The following is a 21,947-nucleotide window of genomic DNA, read 5'->3' as shown; positions in this document are numbered from 1 at the left end:
CATGCCGCCAGACGGCTTTCCCCGTCCAGCGGACGCACTTATCCCGCCGCCGGCATCAAGCGCCGGCGCGACATCCACAGGTTCGACAGCGCGAACAGCGTCAGCACCTGTGCCGCGTTCTTCGCGATGCCGCGATAGCGCACCTTCGTATAGCCGAACTGCCGCTTGATCACACGGAACGGATGCTCGACCTTGGCACGGACGCTCGCCTTCAAGCGCTCCAACGCCCTCGCTTCCCGCTGATCGCGCTTGCGCTTCATCGCCTTGATCACCGAAGGCTTCTTCGCGATCAGGAACACCGCATCCACGTCCTGCATCTCCTCGCGCTTCTCGGCACCGATGTAGCCACTGTCGCCGAACACCACGTCCTCCTTGCCGTGCAGCAGCTTGTGCGCCTGCGTCACGTCCGCCACGTTCGCCGCCGTGCATTCCACGTGGTGCACCAGCCCGGAGGCATCGTCCACCCCGATGTGCGCCTTCATCCCGAAGAACCACTGGTTGCCCTTCTTCGTCTGATGCATCGCAGGATCCCGCTCGCCCTCCCGGTTCTTCGTCGAACTCGGTGCATTGATAATCGTCGCGTCCACGATGGTGCCCGAGCGAAGGCTCAGGCCCTTGCGCTGAAGATGCGCATTGACCTGCTTGAAGATCTTTTCGGCCAGACCGTGCGTCTCCAGCAAGCGCCGGAAGTTCAAGATCGTCGTCTCGTCCGGGATGTCGCCCATGCCACCAATCCGGGCAAAGCGGCGCATCACCGGCGTATCGACCAGCGCCTCTTCCGTCGCCGGGTCACTCAAGGCATACCACTGCTGCAGGAAGTGGATCCGAAGCATCGTCGCCAAGGGGTAAGGCTGCCGGCCGGGCCGGCCCAGCTTCGGATAATGCGGCTCGATCAGCGCCAGCAGCGCCTTCCACGGCACGACCTGATCCATCTCGGCAAGGAACACCTCGCGCCGTGTGCGCTTGCGACCGACCAGATCCTCGGCATCACCAAACGAAAGCTGCATCGAACTCGCCCCTTGAAGCAATGGCCGATTGTGGCCGAAAGTGACGGAGTTGTTCAGACCTTCCCTATGCGCACATCGGCGTGGCGGCGCCGGCCTTGCTCGCGCTGTGCCGGTTCGGGCAGGGGCTGGGCTTGGGCGGGGAATGGGGCGGCGCCGTGCTGCTCGCGGTCGAGAATGCGCCGCCCGGCAAGCAGGCCTGGTACGGCATGTTCCCGCAGCTTGGCGCTCCGATCGGTTTTTTCTGTTCGGCGGGTCTGTTCCTGCTGCTGACGGCGCTCATCGGCGACCAGGCTTTTTTCGCCTGGGGCTGGCGCGTGCCCTTCCTGGTCAGCACGGTGCTGGTGGTGCTCGGCCTGTGGGTGCGCCTGCGGCTTACCGAGACGCCGGCCTTCGTGCAGGCCTTGGTGCGACAGGAGCGCGAGCGTGTTCCGGTCGCGGCCGTGCTCACCCGCCATGCGCGCGCATTGATCACCGGCATCTTCGCCGGTCTGGCCACGTTCGTGCTGTTCTACCTCATGACGGTGTTCGTGCTGAGCTGGGCCACCAGCCAGCTCGGCTATCCGCGACAGACGTTCCTGCTGCTGCAGATGATCGGCGTGCTGTTCTTCGCGGCGGCGATTCCGATGTCGGCCAGGCTCGCCGACCGCTTTGGCGGACGTGCGATGCTGATCGCCGCCACGCTGCTGATCTTCCTTTTCGGTATGGGTTTCGCACAGCTTTTCGTGGCCGGGAGCCTGGCGCGGTCTCTGCTGTTCCTGGCCGTCGGGCTCGGTGCGATGGGGCTGACCTACGGTCCGCTCGGCGCGGTGCTCGCTCACCTGTATCCGACCGCGGTGCGCTATACCGGCGCCTCGCTGGCATTCAATGTCGCCGGCATACTCGGCGCTTCCCCGGCGCCTTACCTGGCTACCTGGCTCGCCCGTGGGCACGGTTTGGCGGCGGTGGGTCACTATCTGGCCGCGGCTGCGATCGTGAGCCTCGTCGCCTTGTGGCTTGCGCCCAGGCCTGCCGCGTGAAGTCGGCACGCGACCTCGAGGCCTTTGAAATCATCGCTTGCATGGAATGCGCCGGAGCGACAGGATGACCGCTGCAGGCAAATCAGGATCGGGAGTGGCATGGGATGGACGCGGGCAGACCGTGGCCCGCCTGTAGGCAACAGGTGGCATCGTGAACCGGAACAAGCCACCGGATCGCCCCGGACACACCGACTGGGATGATCCCCACATCAAGTCCTTGCTCGAGCGCACCGAGCACTGGTCGCTGGACAATCGCGGCGGTTTCATCGCCCAGGATGTGCAGGTCTACATCGGCTGGCACGCCCTTACGGCGCGGCCCGGACGCTTGGTCTACGAAAAGGACCACGTCCTGGTGGTGGAGACGCGCTTTTTCATCCCCAAAGGGGAGCTGGTGCGGGTGGAACGGCCGACCGGCAGCACGTTGCGGGCGGTCTGGTGCATGGTCATGGACGGCCGCGAGGGCCGGCGCAACGAGGATCGCGCCCATGGCATTTACGTGCATTGGCTGCATACGCGCTGAAAAACGCCGGCCCTTCGTTCAAGCCAGACCGGCATGAGCGGCAAAGGCCTCGAAGCGCTCGATGACGGCCTCCACGGTGATGAGATCCATCACGCCCGGATATTCGATCTTGGTGCCCCAGGGCAGGGCGGCGGCCGGCTTGCCGAGGAAGCGACGCGCGGCGGCGTCGTAGCAGTTCACGCACCAGCGGCGGTCCGAGTAGGGGCCGGAGCGGTCCGGGTTGCTCGCCGCGTGCAGGCCGAGCACGGGCGTGCCGACCGCATTGGCCATGTGCATCGGCCCGGAATCCGGGCTCAGCACCAGTCGGGCGCGGGTCATCAGTGCCAGCAGGCGTTTCAGCGTGTCCTTGCCGGTCAGGTCGAGCGGTGGGCGTCGGCAATGGGCGAGGATGGCATCGGCCAGGGCACGGTCGGCGGTGCCGCGTCCGCCGACCAACGCCACCCGCCAGCCGCGCGTGGCCACGTGATCGATGACCGTCGCATAGCGCTCCGGCCGCCAGGTACGCAGGACGTGGCTGGACGCCGGACTCACCAGCAGGGTCGGAACCTCGCCCGGCAGTTGTGCGAGGGCCCAGTCCCGTGCCTCGGCGGGGATCGGCAGGTCCCAGCGTACGCGGGACTGCTTGAGTCCCAGCGGCTCGGCGAAACTGCCGATCGCCTCCAGCACGTGCTGGCCGCTGCGCGCCGGGATGCGCTCGTTGATCACCAGGCCGTGCAGGTCCTTGGCGCGGGCATGGTCATAACCGATCCGGCGGCGGGCGGAGATGCCCAGGCTGAGCAGGTTGGCGCGCAGGGCGACCTGCATGTGCAGCAGGGCGTCGAAGCGGCGCCCGCGCAGCGTCCGCCATACCTCGCGCATGCCGGCCAGGCCGCGCCGCTTGTCGAAGACCACGAACTCCACCCCGGGCAGGTCGCCGACCAGGGTGTGTTCGAGCTTGCCGACGACCCAGCTCAGCCGTGTCTGCGGCCAGGCCTCCTGGAGCGTGTGCACCAGCGGCACGACATGGGTGACATCGCCGATCGCCGAGGTGCGGAGCAGACACAAGGCGGCCGGCGCGAGGCTAGAATCGGCGGACATGGCAACGCGGGTCGTCGAGCGGAAGACACATGGCCGGCATGATGCAGGAAACCCGCCGCGCCGGCACGGATGGCGCGCTGCTGTGCATCGCCGATGTGCCGGTGCCGATCGACGAGCGCTGGTTCGATGCGGATGCCTGGCGCGCACGCGGCGCGCTGCATGAGGAAATCGGCGGTCGCGGCCGCATCGCGATGCTCGACACGCCACTCGGCCCTTGCGTATGGCGCCATTATCGGCGCGGCGGGCGCATCGCCGTGCTGCTCGGCGACCGGTATCTGTGGACCGGTGAGGCGCGCACGCGCAGTTTCGCTGAGTTCAGGCTGCTGCTTGCGCTCGCCCGACGCGACTTGCCGGCACCGCGGCCGGTGGCGGCACGCTACCGGCGCGTGGGCGCCTGCTTCTACGACGCCGACCTCATCACCCGCCGCATCGAGAATGCCCGCACGCTGGCCGAGTGTCTTGCCGCCGGCGCCTTCGATACCGAGCTGGCCCGCGCGGTGGGGGCGCTCGTCGCCCGTTTCCATCGCGCCGGCGTCGAGCATGCCGACCTCAATGCCCACAACGTGCTGGTGACGCCCGGGCAGCTTTACCTCATCGATTTCGACCGCGGCCGCCTGCGCAAGCCCGCGCGGCGCTGGCGGATGGCCAACCTGCGCCGCCTGCACCGGTCGCTGCGCAAACTCGGGGCCGGCGCGGACGATCCTGACCGCTTCGAGCGCACGCTCTGGACGGTGCTGCTCGAGGCCTATGCGAGGACTTTCGCCGGATGAGGCTCGACCTGCATTTTCTGGGCGCGGGTGCGGCGCATGCCGCCGCGCTCGGCTCCGCCTCTGCGGTGATCGAGCGCGACGGCGCGCCGTGGCTGCTGATCGATTGCGGCCCGGATACGCCGGATCGTTATCTCGATGCCTACGGCGAGCCGCCGGCGGCGCTCTATCTCACCCATGTTCATCTCGACCACGTGGGCGGCATGGAACGGCTTTTCGGCCGGCTGTGGTTCGACCCTGCCTGGCGCGGCCGCACCCGCGTGTTCGTGCATGCCGCACTGGTGCCGTGGTTGCAGGGGCGGATCGCCGATTATCCCGGCGTGCTCGCCGAGGGCGGAGTGAATTTCTGGGAGGCGTTCCGCCTGCTGCCCTGCTCGCGCGGTTTCTGGCTGGACGGCGCCTGGTTCGACGTCTTTGCCACCCGGCATCATCGGCCGGGTACGTCGTTCGGTCTCGCCCTGCGCGGCAGTTTCGTCTTCACCGGTGACACCCGGCCGATTCCCGAGGTATTGGCCGAGCAGGCGGCGCATGGCGAGCTGGTGGCCCACGACTGCGCCCTGCATGGCAACCCTTCGCACAGCGGGATCGAGGACATCGAGCGCGAGTACGACCCCGAGCTGCGCGCGCGGCTCGTGCTTTACCACTACGGCAGCGCTGCCGAAGGCGCAGTGCTGGCCGCGCGCGGCTACCGTGTCGCCCGGCCGGGCCAGCGGCTGGCCCTGCCCATGCCCTGGCCGCTACGCGCGGACGCCGGCTGAGCCTTCAGGGCAGCGGTTCGACCCCGCGCCGCGGCTCGTGCACGCGCAGGGTGCACAGGCCGGCGAGCAGCAGGCTGACGCCGCCCAGCACCAGCGCCCAGATCGCCTGATCGTGGAAATAGCGGCGCAGCAGGAGGCCAAGCACGCTGGCGGCGATGAGCTGCGGGATCACGATGAAGAAATTGAAGATGCCCATGTACACGCCCATCTTCTCCGGCGGCAGGAAGTCCGACAGCAGGGCATAGGGCAGCGAGACGATCGAGGCCCAGGCAAAGCCCACGCCCAGCATGGAGAGCAGCAGCCAGTGCGGGTCGCGGATCAGCAGGAACGAAAGCAGGCCGGCCCCGCCCAGCCACAGGTTGACGAGGTGGCTCCGTCGCAGACCCCAGCGGCGCACCATCCACGGGATGACGATGGCAGCCAGCGCGGCGAACCCGCTGTAGGCGGCGAACAGTATGCCCACCCAGTTGGCGCCTTCGTTGTAGCGGGCCGAATGGATGTCCGTGGTGCCGTAGTGGACGGCGGTGACCGCGGCGGTGGTGTAGATCCACATCGCGAACAGCGCGAACCAGGTGAAGAGTTGTACCCAGGCCAGGCGCCGCATGGCCTCCGGCATGGCATAGAGATCGGCCAGCACTTCGGCCAGCGGGCCGCGCCGGCGGGTGCGGCTCAGCCATACGAAGGCCAGGCCGAATACGATCAGGCCGCCGGCCAGGAGATAGAGATCGTGTTCCAGCGCGTAGCGTTGGATCAGCGCGATCACCGCCGCGCCGGCCGCGAGCATCAGCACGCCCGGGCGCCAAGCCCGGGCGGCGTCGGCCGCCGGCGCAGGCTCCGCCTCGCCGTCGTCGAAGGCGGCGAGCATCACCGGCGGATACTCGCGGCTGCGGAACACCGTCCAAGCCACCGCGCCGAACAGCACTGCGCCGCCGATGTAGAAGGCTCCCTTCACCGTGTCCGGCAGGGTGCCGGCCGAGGCCGTGTTGGCCACGCCCAGCCGGGTCAGCAGCCAGGGCATCGCCGAGGCGACGACCGCGCCGATGCCGATGAAGAAACTCTGCATGGTGTAGCCGAGCGGCCGCTGCCGTTCCGGCAACTGATCGCCGACGAAGGCACGGAAAGGCTCCATCGCCACGTTGAAGGAGGCGTCCATGACCCACAGCAGGCCGGCGGCGAGCCACAGCGAGGACACGTTGGGCATGGCCAGCAGCGCGAGCGAGGCCAGCACGGCGCCGGCGAGGAAGTAGGGACGGCGCCGGCCCAGCCGGGTCCAGGTGCGGTCGGAGCAATAGCCGATGATCGGCTGCACGATCAGCCCGCTCGCGGGTGCGGCGATCCACAGCCCGGGTATCGAGGACACGTCCGCGCCCAGGGTCTGGAAGATGCGGCTGACGTTGGCGTTCTGCAGCGCGAAACCGAACTGGATGCCGAGAAAGCCGAAGCACATGTTCCAGATCTGCCAGAAGGAGAGTTCCGGCTTGGGCAGCGGCCGGTTCATGGCGTGTCCTTGGCCAGCGGGGCGAGGACGAGCGCGTGGATCTGCGCCTCATTGAGCGGCCCGGTCGCGCCGCCGGCCTCGGCGGTGTAATGCACGGCGCGGGCGAGATAGCTCATGTTGAAGCCGTCCTCCAGCGTGAAACGGCAGCCCGCGCCGGCGCGCGCCGTGAACGTGCCGAAGGTCGAGCGCTGCGCGCCGACGCTGTGCGGCATCACCAGCGGCACGCGTTGCGAGGCGGCGCCCTCGCATGCGATCACCAGCATCTTCACCGCGGCGGTGATGCCGGTGTTGATCGGGCCGTGCGGATTGGTGTAGTCGAGCGCCACGCGGAAAGGGCCGTCCGTCGGCGCCGTCCATGCGCGGGGCGGACCGCCCTCGAGGCGCGTGATCGGTCCGACGCAGGTGTCGGGGCTGTGCAGGGACTCGATGCCGTTCGCGTCGACCCGGGTGGCGCTCAGACACAGCAGACCGGCTTGCCCGGGGATGGACGCCTGGCCGTCCAGACGGCCATGCGGTCGGCCGTCGACGTACAGCAGTGCGGCACCGCCCTCCACGCGCACGCGCCAGCCGTCGCCATCGGCCTCGGCGGCGGGTGCGGGCGGCGCCTCGGGCGCGTAGAGCGGCGCATCGAGCCGTAGCGGCGTGTCGCGCACATGCACGGCCTTCAGCGTCACCGTGACGAGCCTGCCCTGCGTGTCGATGTGGTCGGTCACCAGCAGGTTGCCGTCGATGGCCGCGGGCCGTTGCAGCACGATGCGCCGGTCGGGCAGGTCGAGCGCGATGGCGCGGCCCTTGCCGAACAGTGCCGGCACCAGCGCGGCCGGCAGCTTCGGCTCGATGCGATCCTCGCCGGTGAGGCCGAACACGCCTTCGAGCACCGCCTCGAGCGCGGCCGCCACCGACCAGAGCTGGCGCGGCGAATTGACCACCGGGCCGCTCAGTGTGCCTTCGTCCACGTGCACGGCCTGGGTTTGGAGCTCGTAGTTCTCCATGTTCGAGCCGGCCAGCGCGGCGCCGCGCAGGATCGAGACGAGCTCGTGCGCGATGCGCGCGGGATCGTCCGTGGCGCGCGCGGCGCGCAGCGCGTAGGCGCTGACGAACGGCCAGATCGCGCGGTTGTGGTAGACCGGCTGGTCGCGTCGCTCGGGCCAGATCACCGGACTGCCGGCGGGCCAGGTCGGGTAGTGCGCCAGCGCCTCTCGCGCACGCTCGCCCGTGGCCACGCCGCTGCTCACGGCGAGCGCGGTGCCGAGCAGGTCGTAGGTGTCGTACGGCGTGCCGTCGCCGCCGATGTAGCTCATGTACAGCCCGCGATCCTCGCGCCAGAAATGCCGGTTGATGGCGGCCTTGAGCGCATCGGCTTGCGCGCGATAGTCCGTGGCGACCTGGGCATCGCCATGCGCTTGCGCCTGCGTGGCGGCCAGTTCGAGCGCCTGGTAATGCAGCACGTTGGTCGAGAGCGCGAAGGACTGGCCGATGAAGGCCACGTCGTTCTGCGTCCACGCGGGATAGGTCTGCTCGCGCCAGTCCAGGAATGAGGTCTCGCCGCGATACAGGCCGAACGCGGCGTCGTAGGCGTAGGCGCGTTCCTGCGCCAGCGTGTCGCGCAGCGCGCGCCGGGCATCGGCGGCGAAGCCGGGATCGTCGAGCAGGTGACGCGCGGCCAGGAACCACACCACGCGGTCGGTGCTGATCGGCCAGCTGCCGCCCGAGCCGGTGTCCTGCATCACGTACAGCCCCGGCGTGCCCGCGCGTGCCTCGGAGAGCTTGAAGCGCAGGCTGTCGCGCGCACGCTGCGCATCGAAACGCCACAGGCCGAGGTCGATCGCGTAGGACACGTCGCGCGTCCACACGTAGGGCCACTTCACGCCGGTGACATAGCAGCGGCACGGCATCGGCGCGCCATGATCGTAGGCCGGGTCACGGATGGCATCCACGCTGTCCTCGGCCAGTTCCTGCTGCGCCATCGCGAACAGACCGTCGACCAGCGGACTGGCGGTCTGGCTGCGCAGCGGCGCGGCGGGAATGCGGCGCGTGCCGAACGGGCCGTCGAGCACGTAGCCGCCGTCGGCTGCGGACGTCATGTGCGCCTGCTGACCCCGCCATTCGAGCTTCGCGCCGTCGAAGCCGGCGGCCGGCGCCACCGCCAGGCCCGCGGCGAGCAAGACGCTCAGCATGACCGAATCCAGCAGCAAGTGTGCAAAGGTCGATGGTTCATCATGGATGCACCGTAAAGTTCCTTTTTTTGTTTTATGGCATGCCGTCGATCGGGACGGTAGCGGCGGTGCAACAGCGGTCGTTGCCTCACGGCGTCAGCAGCAGTCGATGCGCATCGCCGGCCGGCAGGCGGATCCAGGTGACCTCGCCGAAGCGGTCGCGGCCGCTGGCCCAGCCGGCCTCCGCCGCTTTCTGCAGGGTGTCGGGATCGTCGTAGCGCTTCAGCCCGGCGGCGTCCGCGACCTGCACAGCGGCGATGCCGTGCACTCTCAGCAGGTAGGTCTTCAGCGCCGGCCGGTAAGCGCCTTGGGTGGCGGCGAGATCGACATGCGCGCCGTCGTCGTCGCGCCGCACGGTGAAGGTCTGGCGAAAATCCTCGCCGCGTTCGTAGGCATAGGTGCTGCCGTCATCGTCGTAGTAGGTGAAGCGGCTTTCGCGTGCGGCGGGGAAGATCTCCACGGTGAGCTCGCTCAGCGGATGCTGGCCGACGTAATCCTCCGGCGCCTGCATCGGGATGATCGCGCCTTCGCGCACATACAGCGGGATGTCGCTCCAGCCCTCCGCATCGGCGTGATGGACGATGCGCCGGCCGCCTTCGAGACGTTCGCCGGTGAACCAGTCGAGCCAGTCGCCGGCGGGCAGGTAGATCGCCTTCTCGCGCTGGCCCTGCTCGACCACCGGCGAGACCAGCAGCCAGTCGCCGAACAGCCAGGCCTCGACGTCGTTGCGCAGGTTGGCATCGTCCGGCCAGTCGAAAAAGAGCGGCCGTACCAAGCCGACGCCGCCGGTGCGGCGCGCGTATTCGTAGCTGTAGATGTAGGGCACCAGCGATTGGCGCAGACGAATCGCCGCGCTCGCGGCCTTTTCCGCCACCGGTCCGTACACCCACGGCTGGCGTTTCTGGCCGAGCACGCCGTGCACGCGGAAGATCGGCGTGAACGCGCCGAACTGAACCCAGCGCGCGTAGTTCTCCGGCGTCGGCGTGCCGTCCTTGAAGCCGCCGCCATCCATGCCCCACTGCATGGCGCCGACGTCGATCGCGCTCAGCATGCGCGCGCGCTGACCAGCCATGCTGGCAAAGCCGGTGGGAATGTCGCCCGACCACAGCCCGTAGGCATAACGCTGCGCGCCGAGATAGAAATTGCGGTTGATCGACCACACGCGCAGCGGCGAATGCGCGCGCTGGCCTTCGTACATCGCCCGCTGCATGTTGGTGAACTGGGTGTTGCTGCCGATGTCGTCGGCCTCGTCGTTCCACCAGCCGACGATGCCGGTGTCGAAGCTGTGCTTGAGGTGATCGTTGAAGAACCACGCACGCACTTCGGGTTTGTCGAAGTCGAGCTCGCGCACCGGTTTCTTCGAGAAATAATCCGGTGCCTCTTGGCTTGCCGCGGCCCAGAAGCCATGCGCGGTGGCATAGCGGCCCTCGACGGTATCGACGTGGATGCGCGGCTTCATGATGCCGGTCAGATGCACGCCGTGCGGATCGAGCATGGCCTTCAGCTTGCCGCTCGGACCATCGGGAAACTTGTTCTCGTTCCAGCGGAACTCGCCCCAGTCCTCGCCCCAGGCCTTCCAGTCGAAGTCGAGGGTGAAGTTGTCGAGCGGAATGTGCCGGCTGCGATAGCCCTCGACGATGGCGAGCAGCTCCTTTTCGTCGATGCCCCACTGGCTGTTGGTGAACCCCATCGCCCATTTCGGAAACAGTGGCGTGCGGCCGCTGAGCTGCGCGATGCCGGCGAAGATAGCCGCCGGACGACCGACGATGAGATAGGCATCGCGTGCGTGCGTGTTCTTGAGCGCGATGCGATCGCCGTCCAGGCGCACGTCCGCGCCCAGCGCATCGAGCAGCACGCCGTAGCCGGCGGTGCTCCACACCAGCGGCGCGCCGGCGTTGCCCTGCTGACCGGCTTCGGCGCGCAGCTGGCCCTGGCGCAGCAATCCCGCGGAGACATCGGTCTGGAAGGCGTCGTAGCCGCCGACCCCGTAGAGCGGCTGGCCGGCGCCGTGACGCACGGAAAGCTCGCCATGCGCGAGCGCGGCCGGATCGTCGACGCGCAACAGCGTGCGGCCATCGGCGCCGGATATCGCGAGCGCGTGCGACTTGTCCTCCCATTGCACGCGCAGCGTCGCCGTGGACAGCGCGTTGCCCGACGCATCGCGACGGACATCCGCCGGTGCCTTCGGCTGCCATGCCGGGTCGATCAGCAGCGTCGGCGCTGCCGCTTGGCCCTGTGTGCGATAGCTCAAATGCACGATGTTCGGCGCGATCAGTTCCACATGCAGAGTGTCGCCGCGCAGCGGCACCTCCAGGGTGGCGCGTGCCGCATCCGCCGGCGTATCGGCGATGAGCACGGCGGGCGCGAGCGCAAGGCCGAGCGCGAGCAGGCATTCGAGCAGCGGACGTCGGAACATGGGCGGTCTCCTGGACGGGCGCCATCGCATCGGGCGCGCTGTCGGCGATGGTAGTCAGCCATCGGTCTCCGCCGGCGCGTCTGCATACGTATTCATCGGACCGAATGCCGCCTTTGCATTGCTGCATCGCGGCGATTCCGCGCCGATTGCGTGCGTCGCACGGTCGTGCCGACAATCGCCGCTTCGAGTAGGGGGCGCCATGGGAACCAGCGAGACTTTCCTGATCGCGATGACGATCATCTTCGGGCTGCCGTATCTCATCTGGCGGCTCGGGCGCACCGACTATGTCGCGCCGCTGGTGGTGGTGCAGATCCTCACCGGCATCGTGCTCGGGCCCGGCGTGCTCGGCGCGGCCTTCCCGCGTTACTACGCCACCGTGTTCAACCCGGCGGTGATCCAGACCCTCAACGGTGTGGCGTGGTGGGCGGTAATGCTGTTCGTGTGCATCGCCGGACTCGAACTGGACCTCAAGCAGAGCTGGCGCCATCGGCGCGAGACCGTGCTCACCGCCGCCTGCGCGCTGGGCTTTCCGCTGCTGCTCGGTGCGCTCGCCGCGCTCGGCCTGCTCGCCAGCGGCGCCGGCTGGCTGGGCACGGCGGGACGCGGCTGGCAGTTCGTGCTCGGCGTCGGCATGGCCTGCGCGGTGACCGCCCTGCCGATCCTGATGCTGCTGATGGAGAAGCTCGGCATCCTGCGGGCACCGCTGGGTCAGCGCGTGCTGCGCTACGCGAGCCTGGACGATCTGGCCATCTGGGCGGTGCTGGCGCTGATCCTGCTCGACTGGGCGCGGGTCGGCCGGCAATTGGCCTTCATCGCCGGTTTCATCGTGCTGGCCTGGCCGTTCCGCGCGCTGATGCGACGGCTGCGCGAGTCCGACCGCTGGTACGTGCTGCCGATCTGGCTGGCCGCGTGCGGCTTCACCGCCGATTACGCCGGCCTGCACTTCATGGTCGGCGCGTTCCTCGCTGGCGCGGTGCTCGATCGTGACTGGTTCGATCTGGCCAGGCTGGATCTGCTGCGCCACCACGTGCTGCTGGTGCTGATGCCGGTGTTCTTCCTTTCCACGGGCTTGCGCACCAGCTGGGCGGTGGGCGGCTGGGCGGTGTTCATCGCCGCGGCATGGCTGCTTGCCGCCGCGGTGATCGGCAAGCTCGCCGGCGTGGCGCTGGCCGGGCGCGTGCTCGGCTGGCGGCGCGGGGAGGCGTGGACGATCGGCTGGCTGCTGCAGACCAAGGCGCTGATCATGATCATCTTCACCAACATCCTGCTCGACCGCGGCGTGATCAGCGCGGCGGCGTTCACCGCGTTGCTGCTGATGGCCGTGGCCAGCACCATGCTCACCGTACCGATGGTGCGGCCGCGACTGGCGGCGGGGCAGGTCGCAGCGCCGTGAAACGCCGTGCATCGCCCGTCAAGAGCGCCATGCTAGGCTTGGCATTTGGACATCCAAACGGCTCGACATGTTCGTATCCACCAAACTGCCCAAGGTCGGCACCACCGTCTTCAGCGTGATGAGCCGGTTGGCGCAGGAGCACCGGGCGCTCAATCTCGGCCAGGGGTTCCCCGACTTCGATCCTCCCGAACCGCTGCGCGAGGCGGTGAGCCGGGCAATGGCCGCAGGCTGCAACCAGTACGCACCGGGCATCGGCCTCGCGCCCCTGCGCGAGGAAATCGCCCGCAAGACCGCACGTCTCTACGGCCGGACACCCGACCCCGAGCGCGAGATCACGGTGACGTCCGGCGCCACCGAGGCGCTGTTTTGCGCCATCGCCGCGCTGGTGCGCGCCGGCGACGAGGTGATCGTGTTCGATCCGGCCTACGACAGCTATGAGCCGGCGATCGAACTGGCCGGTGCGCAGGCCGTGCACCTGCCGCTCGACCCTCCCGCTTTCGGCGTCGACTGGACGCGCGTGCGGGCGGCGATCACTCCACGCACGCGAATGATCATTACCAACAGTCCGCACAATCCATCCGGTGCGGTGTGGTCGGCGGCTGACCTGGAGGCATTGGCCGAAACGGTACGCGATACCGACATCGTGGTGCTTGCCGACGAGGTCTACGAGCACATCGTTTATGACGGCGCGCTGCATCAGAGCGTGCTGCGCCATCCGGAGCTGGCCGCGCGCAGCATCGTCATCTCCAGTTTCGGCAAGACCTACCACTGCACGGGCTGGAAGGTCGGCTATGCGGTGGCGCCGGCGGCGTTGTCGGCGGAATTCCGCAAAGTTCACCAGTATGTGACCTTCTGCACCTTCCATCCCGCCCAGGCGGCGTTCGCCGAGTTCCTGGCCGCCGCGCCCGAGCACTATCTCGGGCTGCCGGCCTTCTACCAGGCCCGGCGTGACCGCTTCCGCGCGCTGCTCGCCCCTTCGCGTTTCAAGCTGCTGCCGGTGGCCGGCGGCTATTTCCAGCTCGTCGATTACGCCGCGATCCGCGACGTGGACGACGTCGCCTTCTGTGAATGGCTGGTGCGTGAAGCCGGCGTGGCGGCGATTCCGCTGACGCCGTTCTACGCACAGGCGCCGGGGACGCGCCTGATCCGGCTGTGCTTTGCCAAGAGCGATGCCACCCTGGAGGCCGCCGCCGAGCGGCTGCGCCGTCTATGAGCCTGCAACCGCTACGTGTCTCGCTGGTCCAGGGTGCCACCCGCTGGCACGACGCCCCGGCCAACCGCGACTACTACGGCGCGCTGGTGCGCAGCTGTGCCGGCAGCGATCTCATCGTGCTGCCGGAGACTTTCCTCTCCGGCTTCAGCAACGACGTCGGCGCCAGCGCCGAGACGATGGACGGCGAGGGCGTGGCCTGGCTCAAGGCGCTGGCCGAGGAAATGGACGCGGTGCTGTGCGGCAGCCTGGCCATACGCGGCGAGGACGGCCGCGTCTACAACCGCCTGCTGTGGATGCGCCCGGACGGCAGCTTCGCCACGTACGACAAGCGACATCTGTTCCGCATGGCCGGCGAGCACACCCGCTACGGCAGCGGGCGCGAGCGCCTCATCGTCGAGCTCGACGGCTGGCGCGTGTTGCCGCAGGTCTGCTACGACCTGCGTTTCCCGGTCTGGTTGCGCAATCGCCGCATGGAAGGCGCGCCGGGCGGCATGGATTACGATCTTTCCGTGTTCGTCGCCAACTGGCCGGCGCCGCGGCGCGAGCCCTGGCGCGTGCTGCTGCGCGCGCGGGCGATCGAGAACTTGAGCTACGTGGTCGGCGTCAACCGCGTCGGCGTGGATGGCAATGGGCTGGCCTATGCCGGCGACAGCGCGGCGATCGATCCGCAGGGCCAGATGATGATCGCATTCGGCGCGCAGGAGCAGGTGGCCACGGTCACGCTCGATCCGGCCGCGCTGCTCGCCCACCGCGAACGTTTCCCGGCCTGGATGGACGCCGACGCCTTCACCCTGCAGTTGCCTTGAGACACGCCGCAGGGCACCGACGCCCCGCGCACCGTCCCAAGGTTTTCCCCGTATGATGCGCGGGCGCCGCGTGCAAGGCGGTTTTAAGTTTTCAGCCGCGCCGGCCGCCGCGCGGCCGTGAACCGCCACCGGGCGGACGCTTGCCCGGCGGTCGGTTGCCGGGCCGTGGCTGGCTTGGGCGATCGCCCTGCGGCCGATTGCCGCCGAAGGGGCGGGCGCCGCCGGGCCGCCGTGCACCAGCCGCGCCGCCGCCCTCGCGGCTGTCGCCGGCAAACCAGGTGCGCACGGAGGGCAACTCCTGGCCCGGCGCCACGCCACGCTTGTTCTTGCGCTGCTTGGGGCCGCGTTCGGGCCGGAGCACGTTGCCGTTGACCTCGCGTCCGGGCCGCGCCGGCTTGCCGCCGCGCCCGCGCGAGGGTTCCTCGTGGATGCGGTCGAAGGCGCGCAGTTCGCGTGCCTCGTCCTGGTAGGCGCCGCTCCAGGCGGTGCCGGCGCCGCGTTCCGGGCGGTATTCGACCACGCCGCGACTGGCGCGACGCTGGTGCAGCACCGGGCTCAAGGTCAGCACCGGCTGCGGCGCACCGAGGCCGGCGGCGGCGCGCAGCTCGCGGATGCTGTCCTCATCCAGCGGCTGGAAATCGCCACGGCGCAGGTTGCGCGGCAAGGTCACGTTGCCGTAGCGGATGCGCTTGAGCCGGCTGACCAGGAAGCCTTGCGAATCCCACAGCCGGCGCACCTCGCGGTTGCGGCCTTCGCGGATCACCACGCGGAACCAGCTGTGGCTGCCGCCGCGGCTGATCAGGGCGATGTCGTCGAAGCGCGCCAGGCCGTCCTCGAGCTCCACGCCGGTCTTGAGTTTTTCGATCACCTCGTCGGGCACCTCGCCATGCACGCGACACAGGTATTCGCGCTCCAGGCCGTTGCGCGGATGCATCAGCGCATTGGCGAGCTCGCCGTCGGTGGTGAGCAGCAGCAGGCCGGTGGTATTGATGTCGAGCCGGCCCACGCTGATCCAGCGCGCGCCCTTGATGCGCGGCAGCTGTTCGAACACGGTCGGGCGTCCTTCCGGATCGTCGCGGGTGGTGACCACGCCCTCGGGCTTGTGATAGGCGATCACCTCGGCCTCGTGGCGGGTGTCGGTGGCGACCACGAACGGCTTGCCGTCGAAGGTGACGCGATCACCGGCGCGCACGCTGGTGCCGATCTCCGCGACGGTGCCGTTGACCTGCACCTCGCCGGCCAGGATGCGCTGTTCGAGCATCCGGCGCGAGCCGAGCCCGGCATTGGCCATCACCTTGTGCAGGCGCTCTTCCAGCGCCGGTTCGCCTTCTGGGCGTGTACGTTTCAAAGACAGCACGGCTTTGTGCGGCGCAGTCATGCGCAATGCTCCTCTCAGGAATCTCGATGTGTGGCGGCGCCGTCGGCGCGCGCCGGGAAAGGTTCGGCCGGCAAGTCGGTCGCCGCCGCGGTCTCGCGCGGCGGGCCGTCGTCGCTTGCCGGCGGGCCGAGGCTGGCCGCGGCTTCGGCCAGGGTCAGCTGCGGGTCCTGCAGGTCGCGGATGGCCGACAGCGGCGGCAGTTCGTCCAGCGACTTCAAGTTGAAGTAATCGAGGAAGGCGCGGGTGGTGCCGTACAGCGCCGGCCGGCCGGGCACGTCGCGATGGCCGACCACGCGGATCCACTCGCGCTCTTCCAGTGTCTTGATGATGCTCGAGGACACCACCACGCCGCGGATCTGCTCGATCTCCGGCCGGGTGATCGGCTGGCGGTAGGCGATCAGCGCCAGGGTTTCGAGCAGGGCGCGCGAGTAGCGGGCCGGCTTTTCCGTCCACAGCCGGGCCACCCAGGGCTGAAACGTCGTCCGCACCTGATAGCGGAACCCGGAGGCGACTTCCTTGAGCTCGACGCCACGCCCGGCGCAATCGGCGGCCAGCGCCTCCAGCGCGCGGGCGACGTCCTCGCGGCTGACGCCTTCGTCCTCGCCGAACAACGCGCACAGCTGCACCAGGCTGAGCGGCTGCCCGGCGGCGAGCAGGGCGGCCTCGAGTATCGGTTTCAATGGCTCGATCGGCATGGGCCTTAGGATCGGTGTCGGCAAGCGCTAGGGGCCGGCCAGGGCGGCAGGCGAGCGGTCGTCGTCTGCTTCCGTCGTGGTGGCCTTGGCGCGTAGGTAGATCGGCGCCAGCGGCGCCTCCTGCACGATTTCGATCAGCATTTCCTTGGCAAGCTCCAGCAGGGCGAGGAAGGTCACCACCACGCCGAGCCGGCCTTCGCCGGGATCGAACAGCTGCTCGAAGCGTTCGAAACGGTGCGCGTCCAGTCTTTGCAGCAGCTCGCCCATGCGTTGACGCACACTGAGCGCCTCGCGGCGGATCGCGTGATGGCCGAACAGTTCGGCGCGGTGCAGCACGTCCTTGAGCGCGAGCAGGAGTTCCTTGAGTTCCAGCGGCGGCGGCAGGCGGATCACCTTGTGCTCGCCGGCATCGGCGCGCGCCGGCACGGTGTCGCGCTCCATGCGCGGCAGGGCGTCCAGATCCTCGGCGGCCTGCTTGAAGCGTTCGTATTCCTGCAGCCGACGCACCAGCTCGGCGCGCGGGTCCTCTTCCGCGCCTTCCTCGACGGGCGGGCGCGGCAGGAGCAGCCGCGACTTGATCTCGCCCAGGATCGCGGCCATCAGCAGGTACTCGGCGGCGAGCTCCAGGCGCATCACGTCGCGCATCATGTCGATGTAGGCCATGTACTGGCGGGTGATCTCGGCGATCGGGATGTCCAGGATGTCCAGGTTCTGTCGGCGGATCAGGTACAGCAGCAGGTCCAGCGGCCCCTCGAAGGCTTCCAGGATCACTTCCAGCGCATCCGGGGGGATGTACAGGTCCTGCGGCATCTTGAGCAGCGGTTCGCCGCGCACGATCGCCAGTGGCATTTCCTGCTGCTGGGGCGCCGCGAAAGGCTCCACGGGCGCGGGTACTGGCTCGGACGTCATCGATGCGTATTCTTGAGGGTGCATGGGCTGGACGCGCATGCAGCAAGGTTCTCGCGACACAGGGCGATCACCGGCGGCGCGTACGGACGCTGTGCTCGTTGCGCTCGCCATGCCGGACGTGCCCGGGCTCCCGTCGATCAGGGAGCCCGCGGATGCCTGTCACGTCCCGGAATGGCCGCCGGTGCGGTATCTCTTCAAGGCAAGGTCAGGCGGGAGATAGCGCTTGCAAGCGGACGCCCGTCGACATGCCTCGTCGCGTACGGACTGGTCGCCCGAGAGACTCAGGCGCGGATCGCCGCAACGTATGAAGCTCAAGGTTAGCGGCTGCCGCGCGGCAAGTCCAGCACGAAAAAATCGCCGTGGGCAAGGTCGGGCAAGGGTGCGTTGGCCGGTCAGTTTGTGTCTGTGCGCGTCAAGCGCCGACCGGAAATCGTCGGTGTCGATGCCGGGCATCCTTGCGGTTGCCGCCGCCGGCCCCGCGGCATGGTCGTTGCTAAAATCCCGGCGAGATCACACCGGCCCATGGACATGACGCGGGAGGCAGACATGCAGGATGAGGACAAGGGCAGGGGTGCCGGCGCCGGGCATCTGCGGCCGGCGCGGATGCGCATCGAGACGACCGTGCTGATGAGCCGCGGCGAACGCTCGCATCCCACCGAACTCGTCGACATCTCCGCCAGCGGCGCCTTGCTGCGCCGGCCGCCCGACTGGCAGGGACAGCCCGGTGAGACATGGGTGCTGGACCTCATCTTCGGGCGTGATCTGCACATCCATCTGGAGGCCGTGGTCGCCCGGCTCTCGCCGCATCACCTGGGCATGGCCTATTCGCACATCCCCGAGGACAAGCAGGTGCCGCTGTGGAACCTGCTCGGCGGCTATGCCGACATCCTCGAACCGTGGAGTGATTGAAGCCTCGTGCGGGCGCATTCGGGTGGCGCCGAGCGGCTTCATCGTCATCGCCGGATGCGCCGCGCGCGCAGGAAAACGCCTCAGCGTGGAGACTCATCACGCAACGCGCGGCGCAGGATCTTGCCGACGTTGCTCTTGGGCAGGGTGTCGCGAAACTCGATGTGTTTGGGGCGCTTGTAGCCGGTCAGGTTTTCGCGGCAAAACGCCTTGATGTCCTCGATGGTGAGTGCCGGGTCCTTGCGCACCACGAACAGCTTCACCGCCTCGCCGGAGTGCTCGTCCGGCACGCCCACGGCGGCCACCTCGGCAATGCCCGGGTGCTGCATCAGGACATCCTCGATCTCGTTCGGGTAGACGTTGAAGCCGGACACCAGGATCATGTCCTTCTTGCGGTCGACGATGTAGAAAAAGCCCTCCCGGTCCATCCGGGCGATGTCGCCGGTGTGCAGCCAGCCATCCGGTGTCAGCACCTTGGCGGTTTCGTCCGGGCGGTTCCAGTAGCCTTTCATGACCTGCGGGCCGCGGATCATCAGCTCGCCCACCGCCTCGGGCGGCAGCGGCTGGTTGTCCTCCGACCAGATCGCCGCTTCGGTCGATGGAATCGGCAGGCCGATCGAACCGTTGTAAGCCTTGAGGTCGAGCGGATTCATGCAGGCGGCGGGCGAGGTCTCGGTGAGGCCGTAGGCTTCGATCAGGGTGCAGCCGGTGACTTTCTTCCAGCGCTCGGCCACCGCCCGCTGGACCGCCATGCCGCCGCCCAGGCTCAGGCGCAGGTGGGAGAAATCGAGTTCGGCGAAACCCGGCGTATTCAACAAGGCGTTGAACAGCGTGTTGACGCCGGTGATGGCGGTGAACTTCGACGCGCGCAATTCCTTGACGAAGGCGGGCATGTCGCGCGGGTTGGTGATCAGCCAGCTCAAGCCGCCCAGGTGCATGAACACCAGCGCGTTCGCGGTCAGCGAAAAGATGTGATAGAGCGGCAGCGCGGTGATCACGGTTTCCCGGCCGGGCTTCAGGCTGACCCCGATCCAGGCGCCGGCCTGCAACACGTTGGCGACCATGTTGCGATGGGTGAGCATGGCCCCCTTGGCCACGCCGGTGGTGCCGCCGGTGTATTGCAGAAAGGCCAGGTCGTCCAGGGTCTGCGTCACCGCCGGCAGCGGATGCCGGACGCCACGCTCGAGCGCCGTCTTGAAGCGCACGGCTTTGGACAGGGCGTGCGCGGGCACCATCTTCTTGACATGGCGCAGCACGAAATTGACCAGCGGCCCCTTGGGAAAGCCGAGCAGATCGCCGATGCCGGTGATGACCACGTGCTCGACCGCCGTCTCGGCGATGACTTCCTGCAGGGTGAGCGCGAAATGGTCGAGGATGACGATCGCCTTGGCGCCGGAATCGACTAGCTGGTGCTTGAGCTCCCGGGGCGTATACAGCGGATTGGTGTTGACCACCACCAGGCCCGCGCGCAGGGCGCCGAACAGGGCGACCGGATATTGCAGGACGTTGGGCAGCATGATCGCAACCCGGTCGCCTTTGACCAGGCCGAGCTCGCCGCTCAGGTAGCCGGCGAAGGCGCGGCTCAGTGCGTCGATGTCGGCGTAGCTGAGGGTCTTGCCGAAATTATGGAAGGCCGGGTGTTCGCGATAGCGCGCAAAAGCCTCTTCCACGATCGCGGTGAGCGAGGCGTAGCGATTGACATCGATCTCGGCGGGGACGCCGGGAGGGTAATGGGCCAGCCACGGTCGCTCGTTGCTCATGGACTCGATCCTTAATCGAAAGGCTTGTGCCGGGCCGATTCAAACATGCGTTCGCATGCGCCTCAAGCTGCGTTGCGATGTCGCCTCGCCGAGCCGATCAAGGCCTGCGGCGCCTGCGGTCCAGCCGTTGCCAAAGCCGCACGCCGAGGTTGAAGGCGGTCCACGCCGCGCCGGCCGCCAGCGGCCAGGCCAGCACGGCGGGCCAGCGGGCACCGATCAGCGCGATGAGCAGCAGCACGCACATGGCGGCCAGCAGCGGCGCGGTTTCGGTGTCGCCGAGCTCGCGGTAGTCGGTCAGTGCGGCGCCGACGGTGTTGGCGATGCGCAGGGCACCGGCCGCAGCGCGGCTGGAGCTGCCTCCCGCGCCATGAGGCCGGTGGGGCCGTGCGTGACTGCTGCGCACGCGCTCGCCACGCAAGCGGCGTCGCGGCGCCAGGACGATCTCGGTGGCATGGGTCAGATCCTGTTCGTACTGCGCGGCCAATTGCGTGGCGAAACCGGCATCCTCGATGGCCACGTCGAGCTCGTGGTTGTTGAGCCAGCTGGCCACGTTGAGGTTGGATGAACCCACTCGCGCCCACAGGCCGTCGGCCACTGCGGTCTTGGCGTGCAGCATGGAGCCGTTCCATTCGAACACGCGCACGCCGGCCTTGAGCAGCGGCCGGTAGCCGGCGCGCGACAGCCCGGCGACCACCGGGATGTCGCTGCTGCCGGGCACCAGCAGGCGCACGTCCACACCGTCGCGCGCGGCGGCGGCAAGCGCCTGCACGTAAGGCGCCACGCCGACGAAATAGGCGTCGGTCAGCCATAGCGTCTTGCGCGCCATCGCCGCGATCAGCTGGTCCAGCCGGTACATGCCGGCCGTAGCCGGTTGCGTGGCGATCACGCGCAGGGCGACTTCGCCGGCGACGGCCGGCTCGCCCAGCGCAAAGTCGAGCGGCGGCCCCAGGCTCTGCCAGCTCTGCACGAAGGCCTGCTCCAGCTCCGCGACGGCCGGGCCGCGCAGGGCCACGCCGGTGTCCCGCCACGGTGGGATGCCTCGCCTGGGATCCCCCAGCCACTTGGCGCTGATGCACACGCCGGAAAGAAAGCCCTGCACGCCGTCGACGGTGAGCAGTTTGCGGTGGTCGCGGCTCAGCCAGCCGAACGGCTGGCCCAGGCGCGGCGGGTTGAACACGCGCACCTCGCCGCCGGCCTCGCGCAGCGCTTGCCAGAAGCCATGCCGTGTCTGGACGAGGCAACCCATCCAGTCATAGATCACCGCCACCCGCACGCCGGCGCGGGCACGTTCGGCCAGCGCGTCGCGGAAGGCGCGGCCGACCTCGTCGTCGCGGATGATGTAGTTCTCGAGCAGGATGTAACGCCCGGCGCCGCGGATCGCCCGCAGCCAGGCCTCGTAATGCGCCGGCGCGTCGATCAGCAGCTCGACCGCGTTGCCGGCGATCAGCGGCGCACCGGCCGCACGACTCAGCGCCTGCTCGGCGAGCAGGCGGCTGGCGGTCGATGCAAGCGGGGAGCGGATCGGCATCTGCCTCGGCCTCGGGAACAGGCGAACAATGCCGACGACATGGATGCCGCCGGCGGCTTTGCCAACCGGCGTGCGCCTGGAAAC

16 protein-coding genes and 2 pseudogenes are annotated in these 21,947 nt (G+C 68.6%); 8 read left to right on the top strand and 10 right to left on the bottom strand.

Features of this window, described 5'->3' with window-relative positions:
• Nucleotides 1–38: 38 nt before the first annotated feature.
• Entirely contained in the window at nucleotides 39–1,007 is a 969-nt protein-coding gene (locus ALSL_RS08965; RefSeq protein ID WP_126536245.1) for an IS5 family transposase, read from the bottom strand.
• A gap of 65 nt (nucleotides 1,008–1,072) precedes the next feature.
• On the opposite strand from ALSL_RS08965, the pseudogene ALSL_RS08960 reads away from it, so the two are divergent.
• A pseudogene (locus ALSL_RS08960) lies at nucleotides 1,073–2,023 on the top strand (MFS transporter); the annotation flags it as partial.
• A gap of 151 nt (nucleotides 2,024–2,174) precedes the next feature.
• Nucleotides 2,175–2,543 carry a hypothetical protein gene (locus ALSL_RS08955; RefSeq protein WP_126538441.1) on the top strand — a complete coding sequence of 123 codons (369 nt, stop codon included), beginning with the start codon at nucleotides 2,175–2,177 and terminating at the stop codon, nucleotides 2,541–2,543.
• Nucleotides 2,544–2,561: 18 nt separating this feature from the next.
• Here the strand turns inward: ALSL_RS08955 and ALSL_RS08950 are convergent, their stop codons facing one another.
• Nucleotides 2,562–3,620 (bottom strand): glycosyltransferase family 9 protein, encoded by a 1,059-nt coding sequence (locus tag ALSL_RS08950; RefSeq protein ID WP_126538440.1) that lies wholly within the window; start codon nucleotides 3,618–3,620, stop codon nucleotides 2,562–2,564.
• Between the two features lie 29 nt (nucleotides 3,621–3,649).
• On the opposite strand from ALSL_RS08950, the gene ALSL_RS08945 reads away from it, so the two are divergent.
• Nucleotides 3,650–4,390, top strand: coding sequence for a 3-deoxy-D-manno-octulosonic acid kinase (locus tag ALSL_RS08945; protein ID WP_126538438.1), 741 nt, complete (start codon nucleotides 3,650–3,652; stop codon nucleotides 4,388–4,390).
• On the top strand, nucleotides 4,387–5,145 hold the full coding sequence (locus tag ALSL_RS08940) for an MBL fold metallo-hydrolase (protein WP_126538436.1): 759 nt from the start codon (nucleotides 4,387–4,389) through the stop codon (nucleotides 5,143–5,145). Before ALSL_RS08945 ends, ALSL_RS08940 begins: the two co-directional genes overlap by 4 nt.
• A 4-nt stretch (nucleotides 5,146–5,149) precedes the next feature.
• Here ALSL_RS08940 and ALSL_RS08935 read toward each other — a convergent pair whose 3' ends face one another.
• From ALSL_RS08935 to ALSL_RS08925, 3 genes are all read right to left on the bottom strand, one after another.
• A complete protein-coding gene (locus ALSL_RS08935; protein ID WP_126538434.1) occupies nucleotides 5,150–6,643 on the bottom strand; it encodes an MFS transporter in 1,494 nt (497 codons plus the stop codon).
• A complete protein-coding gene (locus tag ALSL_RS08930; protein ID WP_126538432.1) occupies nucleotides 6,640–8,820 on the bottom strand; it encodes a glucosidase family protein in 2,181 nt (726 codons plus the stop codon). The genes ALSL_RS08935 and ALSL_RS08930 overlap by 4 nt, the downstream gene beginning before the upstream one ends.
• 127 nt (nucleotides 8,821–8,947) lie before the next feature.
• Entirely contained in the window at nucleotides 8,948–11,275 is a 2,328-nt protein-coding gene (locus tag ALSL_RS08925; RefSeq protein ID WP_126538431.1) for a glycoside hydrolase family 31 protein, read from the bottom strand.
• A gap of 199 nt (nucleotides 11,276–11,474) precedes the next feature.
• On the opposite strand from ALSL_RS08925, the gene ALSL_RS08920 reads away from it, so the two are divergent.
• The 3 genes from ALSL_RS08920 (at nucleotide 11,475) to ALSL_RS08910 (ending at nucleotide 14,687) form a co-directional block, all read left to right on the top strand.
• Nucleotides 11,475–12,668 carry a cation:proton antiporter gene (locus ALSL_RS08920; protein WP_126538429.1) on the top strand — a complete coding sequence of 398 codons (1,194 nt, stop codon included), beginning with the start codon at nucleotides 11,475–11,477 and terminating at the stop codon, nucleotides 12,666–12,668.
• Nucleotides 12,669–12,735: 67 nt separating this feature from the next.
• Nucleotides 12,736–13,881: a pyridoxal phosphate-dependent aminotransferase gene (locus tag ALSL_RS08915; protein ID WP_126538427.1), complete on the top strand. Its 1,146-nt coding sequence runs from the start codon at nucleotides 12,736–12,738 to the stop codon at nucleotides 13,879–13,881.
• Nucleotides 13,878–14,687 carry an amidohydrolase gene (locus ALSL_RS08910; RefSeq protein WP_126538425.1) on the top strand — a complete coding sequence of 270 codons (810 nt, stop codon included), beginning with the start codon at nucleotides 13,878–13,880 and terminating at the stop codon, nucleotides 14,685–14,687. The genes ALSL_RS08915 and ALSL_RS08910 overlap by 4 nt, the downstream gene beginning before the upstream one ends.
• A gap of 91 nt (nucleotides 14,688–14,778) precedes the next feature.
• On the opposite strand, the gene ALSL_RS08905 is transcribed toward ALSL_RS08910, so the two are convergent.
• The 3 genes and pseudogenes from ALSL_RS08905 to ALSL_RS08895 form a co-directional block, all read right to left on the bottom strand.
• Nucleotides 14,779–16,065, bottom strand: a complete 1,287-nt coding sequence (locus ALSL_RS08905) for a pseudouridine synthase (protein ID WP_126538423.1) — start codon at nucleotides 16,063–16,065, stop codon at nucleotides 14,779–14,781.
• 155 nt (nucleotides 16,066–16,220) lie between these two features.
• Nucleotides 16,221–16,760: pseudogene (gene scpB, locus ALSL_RS08900) on the bottom strand (SMC-Scp complex subunit ScpB); the annotation flags it as partial.
• 27 nt (nucleotides 16,761–16,787) lie between these two features.
• Nucleotides 16,788–17,669 carry a segregation and condensation protein A gene (locus tag ALSL_RS08895; RefSeq protein ID WP_126538419.1) on the bottom strand — a complete coding sequence of 294 codons (882 nt, stop codon included), beginning with the start codon at nucleotides 17,667–17,669 and terminating at the stop codon, nucleotides 16,788–16,790.
• A gap of 546 nt (nucleotides 17,670–18,215) precedes the next feature.
• On the opposite strand from ALSL_RS08895, the gene ALSL_RS08890 reads away from it, so the two are divergent.
• Complete coding sequence (locus tag ALSL_RS08890) at nucleotides 18,216–18,578, top strand: PilZ domain-containing protein (RefSeq protein ID WP_126538417.1); 363 nt, start codon at nucleotides 18,216–18,218, stop codon at nucleotides 18,576–18,578.
• Between the two features lie 80 nt (nucleotides 18,579–18,658).
• Here ALSL_RS08890 and ALSL_RS08885 read toward each other — a convergent pair whose 3' ends face one another.
• Both ALSL_RS08885 and ALSL_RS08880 read right to left on the bottom strand, forming a co-directional pair.
• Nucleotides 18,659–20,335 (bottom strand): AMP-binding protein, encoded by a 1,677-nt coding sequence (locus tag ALSL_RS08885; protein ID WP_126538415.1) that lies wholly within the window; start codon nucleotides 20,333–20,335, stop codon nucleotides 18,659–18,661.
• Between the two features lie 97 nt (nucleotides 20,336–20,432).
• Complete coding sequence (locus tag ALSL_RS08880; RefSeq protein WP_126538413.1) at nucleotides 20,433–21,863, bottom strand: phospholipase D-like domain-containing protein; 1,431 nt, start codon at nucleotides 21,861–21,863, stop codon at nucleotides 20,433–20,435.
• Nucleotides 21,864–21,947 lie beyond the last annotated feature (84 nt).

Origin of the sequence: Aerosticca soli (assembly GCF_003967035.1) — a bacterium.
GTDB lineage: Bacteria > Pseudomonadota > Gammaproteobacteria > Xanthomonadales > Rhodanobacteraceae > Aerosticca > Aerosticca soli.
This window is presented reverse-complemented; position numbering and strand designations above follow the sequence as displayed.